Origin of the sequence: Brevundimonas diminuta ATCC 11568 (genome assembly GCF_000204035.1) — a bacterium.
Taxonomy (GTDB): domain Bacteria; phylum Pseudomonadota; class Alphaproteobacteria; order Caulobacterales; family Caulobacteraceae; genus Brevundimonas; species Brevundimonas diminuta.
The window spans coordinates 1,837,737-1,845,684 of sequence record NZ_GL883086.1 but is presented as its reverse complement, the minus strand read 5'-3'; the positions used below and the strand labels follow the sequence as shown (position 1 = coordinate 1,845,684).

Below are 7,948 nucleotides of genomic sequence, written 5' to 3'. Positions count from 1 at the left end.
AGGGCGCGGGGCAGGGGATCGGCGCGGGCGGTGCGGGGGGCGCGCTCCAACCCTTCTGCCAGGCGCCAGCCGCGCTCGGCCTTGCTCTCGAACAGGGGGACCAAGGCGACGTCGGCCGAAAGGCGCCGGGCCAGGGCGAACAGGGCCTGGGGCGGGCCGTCCTTCAATTCCAGCTCCAGTTCGCGCAGGGGCTCGACGCGGCCGCCCGCCGACAGCTCGCCCTCGTCATAGGCGGCCTCGATCACGGCCCCCTCGAAGGCGACCAGACGGGCGCGGCGACGCACCGTGCTGGCGAAGCGGGGCGACAGGTCGCGGCGGCGGCCTTTCAGCAGGGCGGCGGCGGGCGTCGCCTTCACAGCCTGCCAGTCCAAGGCCTCGCTGGGGACGGGCGTCTCCCATTCGGCGCGGTTGAGGATGTCGCCGCCGGTCTGGCCCTTCAGCGTCTGGACGAAGCCGCGTCCGGTCGCGCGCACCCGCAGGCCCCAGCCGGCGCGGCGCAGCGCCTGATCCGGCGTGTCGAAATAGACGGAGCGCAGGCTCTGCACGCTGTCCTCGCCCGCCAGGGCCGGGTGGGCGGCCAGGCGCGCGGCGGCGCCGGGACCGAGCCGGAACTTGAGTTCGATCTCCTGCGTCATTTCCTGGGCCATGCCGGACATGACGCCATTGTGCGCCCATCCCGGCGCGGGTCCAAGACGATGAAAATGATCCAACGGCCAAGCTCGCGCGTTAGGAGCGGATGACTGATCTTCAGACCGCCCAAACCGTCCCGCCCGCCGAGCCGGCCAAGCCCGCCGTCCTGACCATCCGCAACGCGCGCATGGGCGACGTCGCCGGGATCAACGCCCTGGTCGAGCGGGTCTACAAGGACATGCCGCCCTATACGCCGGGGATGCTGCGCGGCCAGATCGCCACCTATCCCGACGGCCAGTTCGTGGTCGAGTTCGAGGGCGAGATCGTCGGCTACGCCGCCAGCTTCCGCATCGACGAGGCCTCGGCCATGGGGCCGCACAGCTGGGACCAGATCACCGGCGGCGGCTATGCGGCGCGACACGATCCGGCGGGCGCGTGGCTGTACGGGATGGAGGTCTGCGTCGACCCGGCCCGGCGCCGCCTGCGCATCGGCCAGCGCCTGTACGACGCGCGCCGCGACCTGTGCGAGGCGCAGAACCTGAAGGGCGTCGTCTTCGGCGGCCGGATGCCGGGCCTTTCGCGCCGCCGGGCCGCCTATCCTGATCCGAACGCCTATGTCGAGGCGGTGCGCGACCGCAAGGTGAAGGATCCGATCATGGCCTTTCACCAGCGTTCGGGGTTCGAGCCGGCGGGGGTGCTGCTGAACTATCTGCCGTCGGACAAGGCGTCGCTGGGCCATGCGGCGCGCTGGGTGTGGCGCAATCCCTACTATGTCGAGGCGACGGGCAAGGGGGCGGCCTTTGCGGTGAAGGAGACGGTGCGCGTCGCCACCGTCCAGCTGCAGATGCGCAAGGTCGAGAGCTTCCGCGAGTTCATGGACAACGTCGAATATTTCGTCGACGTGGGATCGGACTATCGCGCCGACTTCGTGGTCTTCCCCGAGCTGTTCACGCTTCAGCTGCTGTCGCTGGAGACGAAGAAGCTGACGCCTGCGGAATCGATCGAGGCCCTGACCCGCTACACGCCGCGCTTCGTCGAGGCGATGCGCGAGTTGGCGGTCGGCTACAACGTCAACATCATCGGCGGCTCGCACCCGACGCGGACCGAGGACGGCGAGATCCAGAATGTCGCCTATGTCTTCCTGCGCGACGGCTCGGTGCATGAGCAGGAGAAGATCCACCCGACCCCGAACGAGCGGCACTGGTGGAACATCAAGGGCGGCGACCGCGTCCACGCCATCCCCACCGACTGCGGGCCGATCGGGGTGATGATCTGCTATGATTCCGAGTTCCCCGAACTGGCGCGGCGTCTGGCGGACGAGGGGGCGCGCATCCTGTTCACGCCCTTCTGCACCGACAACCGCCAGGGCTATCTGCGGGTGCGCTACTGCTCGCAGGCGCGGGCGATCGAGAACCAGTGCTACGTCGTCCTGTCGGGCAATGTCGGCAACCTGCCCAACGTCGAGAACATGGACATCCAGTATGCGCAGTCCTGCATCCTGACGCCGTGCGACTTTCCCTTCGCGCGCGACGGGGTGGCGGCCGAGGCCAGCGAGAACGTCGAGACGGTGACGGTGGCGGACCTGGACCTGTCCGACCTGGCCTGGGCCAAGGCGCAGGGGACGGTGCGGAACCTGCGCGACCGCCGGTTCGATCTCTACAAGACGGTGTGGACGGACGGGGGTTGACCTTACCCCTGCTCGTCCCGGCGGAGGCCGGGACGAGCGGTGATTTCGTGACTGGCCTTTTATTCCGGCCGCCGCGCCGGGCTGTCTCGGAACCGGGGCGCAGGCGCGGGCTGCACCACGCCCTGCGCGGTGACGAAGGCCCCGCGGGCGCGGTTGTGCGGGTGGTCGGGCGCCTCGGTCATGGACAGGACGGGGGCGACGCAGGCTCCTTGCGCGTCGGGATCGCTGCACCAGTCGTCGCGGGTGCGGGTGCGGAAGACGGCGGCCAGCTTGTCCTTCAGCATGGGCCACTGGGCCGGATCGAAGGGCATGGCGAAGTCGGGATCGCCGGCCAGCCCGGTCAGCCGCATCAGGGCGATGTAGAAGGCCGGTTCGATGGCGCCGACGGCGACGTATTTGCCGTCCGACGTCTCATAGACCTCGTAAAACGGCGCGCCGGTGTCGAGCAGGTTGACGCCGCGCTCGTCGCGCCAGGCCAGACTGGGCGGCAGGGGCGCGGGCAGGTTCTGGCGGAAGCCCCAGATCATGCTCATCAGCAGGGAGGAGCCGTCGGTCATGGCGCAGTCGATGACGTCGCCGCGCCCGGTGCGCTGGGCCTTCAGCAGACCGGCGACCATGCCGAAGGCCAGCAGCATGCCGCCGCCGCCGAAGTCGCCGACCATGTTGATCGGCGGGGTCGGCTTCTCGCCCGCCCGCCCGAAGGCGTGAAGCGCGCCCGAGACGGCGATGTAGTCGATGTCGTGGCCCGGCGCCGGGGCCAGCGGCCCGTCCTGACCCCAGCCCGTCATGCGGCCGTAGACGAGGCGCGGATTGTCGGCCAGCAGCACGTCGGGGCCGAGGCCGAGACGCTCCATCACGCCGGGACGAAAGCCCTCGATCAGGCCGTCGGCGGCGCCGGCCAGATCGCGGATCAGGGCGGCGCCCTCGGGCGTCTTCAGGTCGGCTTCGACCAGACGGGCGCGGCTGCGGTTCAGGGGATCGCGCGGGTCGGGCGTCGCGCCGGGGCGATGGACCAGCACCACCTCCGCCCCGTGATCGGCCAGCATCATGCCGCAGAAGGGGGCGGGGCCGATGCCGGCGATTTCGATGATGGTCAGGCCGTCGAGGGTTCCGCTCATGTCCGGCACTGAAGCCGAGGCGGGCGGCCCCGTCCAGCTTGCGCCGTCCGGGACCGCCTCTTCGGGGGGAGCTGAATGATGTACCGCTCACCCCGGCGTCCGCCGGGATGAGCGGGTATTGAAGTCAGGCCGCCCGGTTCTTCACCAGATCGTCCACCACCGACGGATCGGCCAGGGTCGAGGTGTCGCCCAGGGCGCCCAGTTCGTTTTCGGCGATCTTTCTCAGAATCCGCCGCATGATCTTGCCCGAGCGGGTCTTGGGCAGGGCCGGCGCCCACTGGATCACGTCAGGGGCGGCGATGGGGCCGATCTCCTTGCGGACGTGAGCGACCAGCTCCTTGCGCAGATCCTCGGTGGCGTCGACGCCTCGCACCAGGGTGACATAGGCGTAGATGCCCTGGCCCTTGATGTCGTGGGGGAAGCCGACCACGGCGGCCTCGGCCACGATGTCGTGCAGGACCAGGGCGCTCTCGACCTCGGCCGTCCCCATGCGGTGGCCCGAGACGTTGATGACGTCATCGACCCGGCCTGTGATCCAGTAGTAGCCGTCCGCGTCGCGGCGGCAGCCGTCGCCGGTGAAATACTTGCCCGGATAGGTCGAGAAATAGGTCTCGAAGAAGCGTTGGTGGTCGCCGTAGACCGTCCGCATCTGGCCCGGCCAGCTGTCGGTGATGCACAGATTGCCCTCGGTCGCGCCGCTCAGCACGCCCCCTTCCGCGTCCACGATTTCAAGTTCGACGCCGGGCAGGGGCAGGGTCGCCGAGCCGGGCTTCAGGTCCGTCGCGCCAGGCAGGGGCGAGATCAGGGCGCCGCCCGTCTCGGTCTGCCACCAGGTGTCGACGATGGGCAGGCGGCTCTCGCCGACGACCTCATGATACCAGCGCCAGGCCTCGGGGTTGATCGGTTCGCCGACGGTGCCCAGCAGGCGCAGCGACTTGCGGCTGGATGTCTTCACCGGGGCGTCGCCCTCGCGCATCAGGGCGCGCAGGGCCGTGGGGGCGGTGTAGAAGATGTTGACCTGGTGCTTGTCCACCACCTCCCAGAAGCGGCTGACGGTCGGATAGTTGGGCACGCCCTCGAACATCAGGGTCGTCGCCGCATTGGCCAGGGCGCCGTAGACGACATAGGTGTGGCCCGTGACCCAGCCCACGTCGGCGGTGCACCAGAAGACCTCGCCGGGGCGATAGTCGAACACCAGCTCATGCGTATAGCTGGCCCAGAACAGATAGCCGCCGGTGGTGTGCAGCACGCCCTTGGGTTTGCCCGTCGAGCCGGAGGTGTAGAGGATGAACAGCGGGTCTTCGGCGTTCATCGGCTCGGGCGCGCAGTCGGGCGAGGCCTTGTCCGCCTCGACGCCCCAGTCCAGGTCGCGGCCTTCGACGAAGGGCACGTCGGCGCCGGTGTGGCGCAGGACGACGACGGTCTTCACGCCCCCGACCTTCTCCAGCGCCTTGTCGACATTGGCCTTCAGCGGGACCTTCTTGCCGCCGCGGCAGCCTTCGTCGGCGGTGATGACGAAGGTCGACTGGCAGTCCTCGATGCGCCCGGCGATGCTGTCGGGCGAGAAGCCGCCGAAGATGACCGAATGCACGGCGCCGATGCGGGCGCAGGCCAGCATGGCGTAGGCCGCCTCGGGGATCATCGGCAGATAGATGGTGACGCGGTCGCCCTTCTGGACGCCGTTGGCCTTCAGTACATTGGCCAGGCGGCAGACGCGCTCATGAAGTTGGCCGAAGGTGACGGCTTCGCTGTCGGTCGGCTCGTCGCCTTCCCACAGGATGGCGACCTCGTCCTTGCGGGCGGGCAGGTGGCGGTCGATGCAGTTGACCGAGGCGTTCAGCACCCCGTCCTCGAACCAACGGATGCGGAAGTCGGCCTTGTTGAAGGAGACGTCCTTGATCTTGGTCGGGAAGGTCATCCAGTCCAGGCGCTCGGCCTGTTCGGCCCAGAAGGCCTCGGGGGTCTCGCGCGCCTGCATCCGGGCCGCTTCATAGCCGGCGCGGTCCATGTGGGCGCGGGCGGCCAGTTCGGCGGGGACGGGATAGATTTCCGGATCAGACACGCGATTTCCTCCAGGGTCTTTTTCTTTTGCGGCTTCAGAAGCCGTATTTGGCGAACAGGATCAGACGGGTCATGTCGCCGTCCAGCCCTGACTCCAGTTTGCGATCAGCGAACATCACCTCGGCGCCCACATCAAACGCCGTGACCGGCGACCAGATCAGATTGGCGTGAAGGCTCTGGGCCGAGCGGTTGACGCCGACGCCGGTCAGGGCCGTGTCGTTGTCCACCTTCTGCGTCGACCAGATCAGGCTGGAGCGCCAGCCCGGCGCCCAGACGTGGCGATAGGCGGCGAAGCCCGCGACCACGCCGATGGCCTCCAGATCGCCCGAGGCGTCCAGCACCGCGTCGTTGGAGAAGTTCAGCCCGACATAGCGGCCGATGCCTTCGCCGCCCGTCAGCATCAGGCGGATGTCGTCCTGCGCCCCGACCTTGAACTTGGCCGAGGCCGACAGGCCCCAGCCCGTGGCGGAGGAATCGATGTTGGTCGCCGGGTTCTGATACTTCAGCTGACGCACCAGGCCGGACAACTGCACGTCGCCCCACGGGCGGCTCAGCGCGTAGCGGGCGGTCAGGTCGGGCAGGCTATTGTCGTCGGCCACGATGCGGGCGCCGCCGCCGAAGGGGGTGACGGTGGTCTCGGGGTTCTCAAGCGCGATGGAGAAGGGGCCGCGCGTGTAGCGGACCTGGGCCTGACGGGCGAAGACCGTGCCCTCGGCCGCGCCGACGAAGTCCGCCGATTCCGGCAGGACGGCGGTGTTCTGGAAGTTGGTCCACTCCTGGCCGATCAGCCAGTTGTCGATGGTGACGAAGGCGCGGCGCAGGGCGGGGTTCGAGCCGCTGGTCGTGCGCTGATCGCCCGAGCCGGGCAGGGTCTGGAAGTCCATCTCCAGCCGCGTGCCGATCTTGTGTCCGGCCACCACGCCGTCGGTGGTCAGCCAGAAGCGGGTCTGGCGGGCGTTGAAGTCGGTGGCGACGTCTTCGTCCGTACCGCCGACCGGAATGGCGCCGGGCAGGTGATAGTCGCGCAAGGGATCGCCGTTGGCCGGGTCGCCGCCGGAATATTTCGACGCCATGAAGTCGGTCTTGATGAAGCCGCCGAACTTCACCGTGTGGTCGCCGATGCGGAAGCCGTCCGAAGGCGCCGCCGGGGCGGAGACCGGCGTCGGCGCGGGCGCCGGCCGCGTCTCCAGACGGATGATGTCCTGCGCCTGCGAGGCCTGCTGCGTTCGGGCGGCGGCGACTTCGGATTTCAGGCTGTTCAGCTCGGCTTCGAGCTGGGCGATACGGGCTTCCAGGGCCGCGCTGGCGTCTTGAGCCAGTGCGGCGCCGGGCGCGAGCAGCAGCGCGGCCGCAGCCACGCCGCCGAACAAACGGCAGCTTCCCATGCGTGGTCCTCCCAGACCGTTGTTCCGGAACCTGTCTGTCGCAGGCCTCAGGACGGCAGCATTCCGCGCGCTCCGGGTTTGCGGCCATTAGCCATTCGTCTAGTTTCGACCAAAGTCGAGGCGCGGCATGGTGTCGTCGCGACGCGGCCGAACGAACAAGAACCGCGCGTGGGAAGGACGCCTATGGACCGCATCGTCGTCGCCGACGACCATCCCCTGTTTCGGGCGGCGTTGAAGTCGGCCGTCGAAAAGGCGTCCGAGGGCGCCCTGATCGTCGAATGCGCCAGCCTGGCCGAGGCGCAGACCGCCCTGGGCGCGGCGGCGGTCGATTTGCTGCTGCTGGATCTGAAGCTGTCGGACGTGGACGGCATGACGGGCTTGACCCTGATCCGCGCCGATCATCCGGCCGTGCCGGTCGCCGTCGTCTCGGCCAGCGAGGAGGCGCCGACCATCCGCCGCGCCCTGTCGCTGGGGGCGGCGGGCTTCATTCCCAAGTCGGCGGCCCTGCCGACCATGGTCGAGGCCATCCGGGCCATCCTCGAAGGCGACAGCTGGGCGCCCGAGGTCGAGGCGGCGGGCGAAGAAGAAGCGGACCTTCAGGCCCGCATCGCCAGCCTGACGCCGTCGCAGCTGCGGATTCTGGAGGGGCTGAAAGTCGGGAGGCTGAACAAGCAGATCGCCTTCGACCTGGGCGTCACCGAGGCCACCATCAAGGCGCACCTGACCAGCGTCTTCCGCAAGCTTGGCGTGCAGAACCGGACCCAGGCGGTGATCCTGGCGCAGTCGCTGGATATTTAGCGGGCGCTCCAGCAGCCGAAGACGATAGCGTATGATCATCCTTCTCCCACAAGGGGAGAAGGGTCAGCTGCGCAGAAACGCCTTCAGCGCCGCCGGTTTGACCGGCTTGGGCAGCAGCACCGCCCCCGCGGCCGCCGCCTTCTCCTTCAGGCCGTCGCGGGTGTCGGCCGTCACCAGCGCGATGCGCCTGACGCCCTGAGCGCGCAGGGCGTCCACGGCGGCCAGGCCGTCCGGCTCGTCGTCGCCCAGATGCAGGTCGACCAGGGCCG

At 69.1% G+C, this 7,948-nt stretch carries 7 protein-coding genes; 2 read left to right on the top strand and 5 right to left on the bottom strand.

The features are described 5' to 3' along the window. On the bottom strand, positions 1–656 hold a 656-nt coding region (locus BDIM_RS18095), incomplete at its 3' end, for a CYTH domain-containing protein (protein ID WP_169312151.1). 80 nt (positions 657–736) lie between these two features. Here BDIM_RS18095 and BDIM_RS12810 point away from each other — a divergent pair. Beyond that, a complete protein-coding gene (locus tag BDIM_RS12810) occupies positions 737–2,317 on the top strand; it encodes a bifunctional GNAT family N-acetyltransferase/carbon-nitrogen hydrolase family protein (protein ID WP_003166027.1) in 1,581 nt (526 codons plus the stop codon). 59 nt (positions 2,318–2,376) lie between these two features. On the opposite strand, the gene BDIM_RS12805 is transcribed toward BDIM_RS12810, so the two are convergent. From BDIM_RS12805 to BDIM_RS12795, 3 genes are all read right to left on the bottom strand, one after another. Further along, the gene (locus BDIM_RS12805) at positions 2,377–3,435 is read right to left on the bottom strand and encodes a CaiB/BaiF CoA transferase family protein (RefSeq protein ID WP_003166026.1); all 1,059 of its coding nucleotides are present in this window, start codon (positions 3,433–3,435) and stop codon (positions 2,377–2,379) included. A 124-nt stretch (positions 3,436–3,559) separates the two neighbouring features. Then, complete coding sequence (acs, locus tag BDIM_RS12800) at positions 3,560–5,497, bottom strand: acetate--CoA ligase (protein WP_003166025.1); 1,938 nt, start codon at positions 5,495–5,497, stop codon at positions 3,560–3,562. Positions 5,498–5,531: 34 nt separating this feature from the next. After that, positions 5,532–6,881: a DcaP family trimeric outer membrane transporter gene (locus tag BDIM_RS12795; RefSeq protein ID WP_003166024.1), complete on the bottom strand. Its 1,350-nt coding sequence runs from the start codon at positions 6,879–6,881 to the stop codon at positions 5,532–5,534. Positions 6,882–7,064: 183 nt separating this feature from the next. Here BDIM_RS12795 and BDIM_RS12790 point away from each other — a divergent pair, with 183 nt between their 5' ends. Continuing rightward, positions 7,065–7,679, top strand: a complete 615-nt coding sequence (locus BDIM_RS12790; RefSeq protein WP_003166023.1) for a response regulator transcription factor — start codon at positions 7,065–7,067, stop codon at positions 7,677–7,679. A gap of 63 nt (positions 7,680–7,742) precedes the next feature. Here the strand turns inward: BDIM_RS12790 and BDIM_RS12785 are convergent. Continuing rightward, the coding region (locus BDIM_RS12785; RefSeq protein ID WP_040346126.1) for a response regulator at positions 7,743–7,948 on the bottom strand (206 nt) is incomplete at its 5' end.

What these genes read in the sequence shown, in the direction of transcription:
- BDIM_RS12810 (WP_003166027.1), top strand. Translation starts at nt 737, where the DNA reads ATGACTGATCTTCAGACCGCCCAAACCGTCCCGCCCGCCGAGCCGGCC.
- BDIM_RS12805 (WP_003166026.1), bottom strand. Translation starts at nt 3,435, where the DNA reads ATGAGCGGAACCCTCGACGGCCTGACCATCATCGAAATCGCCGGCATC.
- BDIM_RS12795 (WP_003166024.1), bottom strand. Translation starts at nt 6,881, where the DNA reads ATGGGAAGCTGCCGTTTGTTCGGCGGCGTGGCTGCGGCCGCGCTGCTG.
- BDIM_RS12790 (WP_003166023.1), top strand. Translation starts at nt 7,065, where the DNA reads ATGGACCGCATCGTCGTCGCCGACGACCATCCCCTGTTTCGGGCGGCG.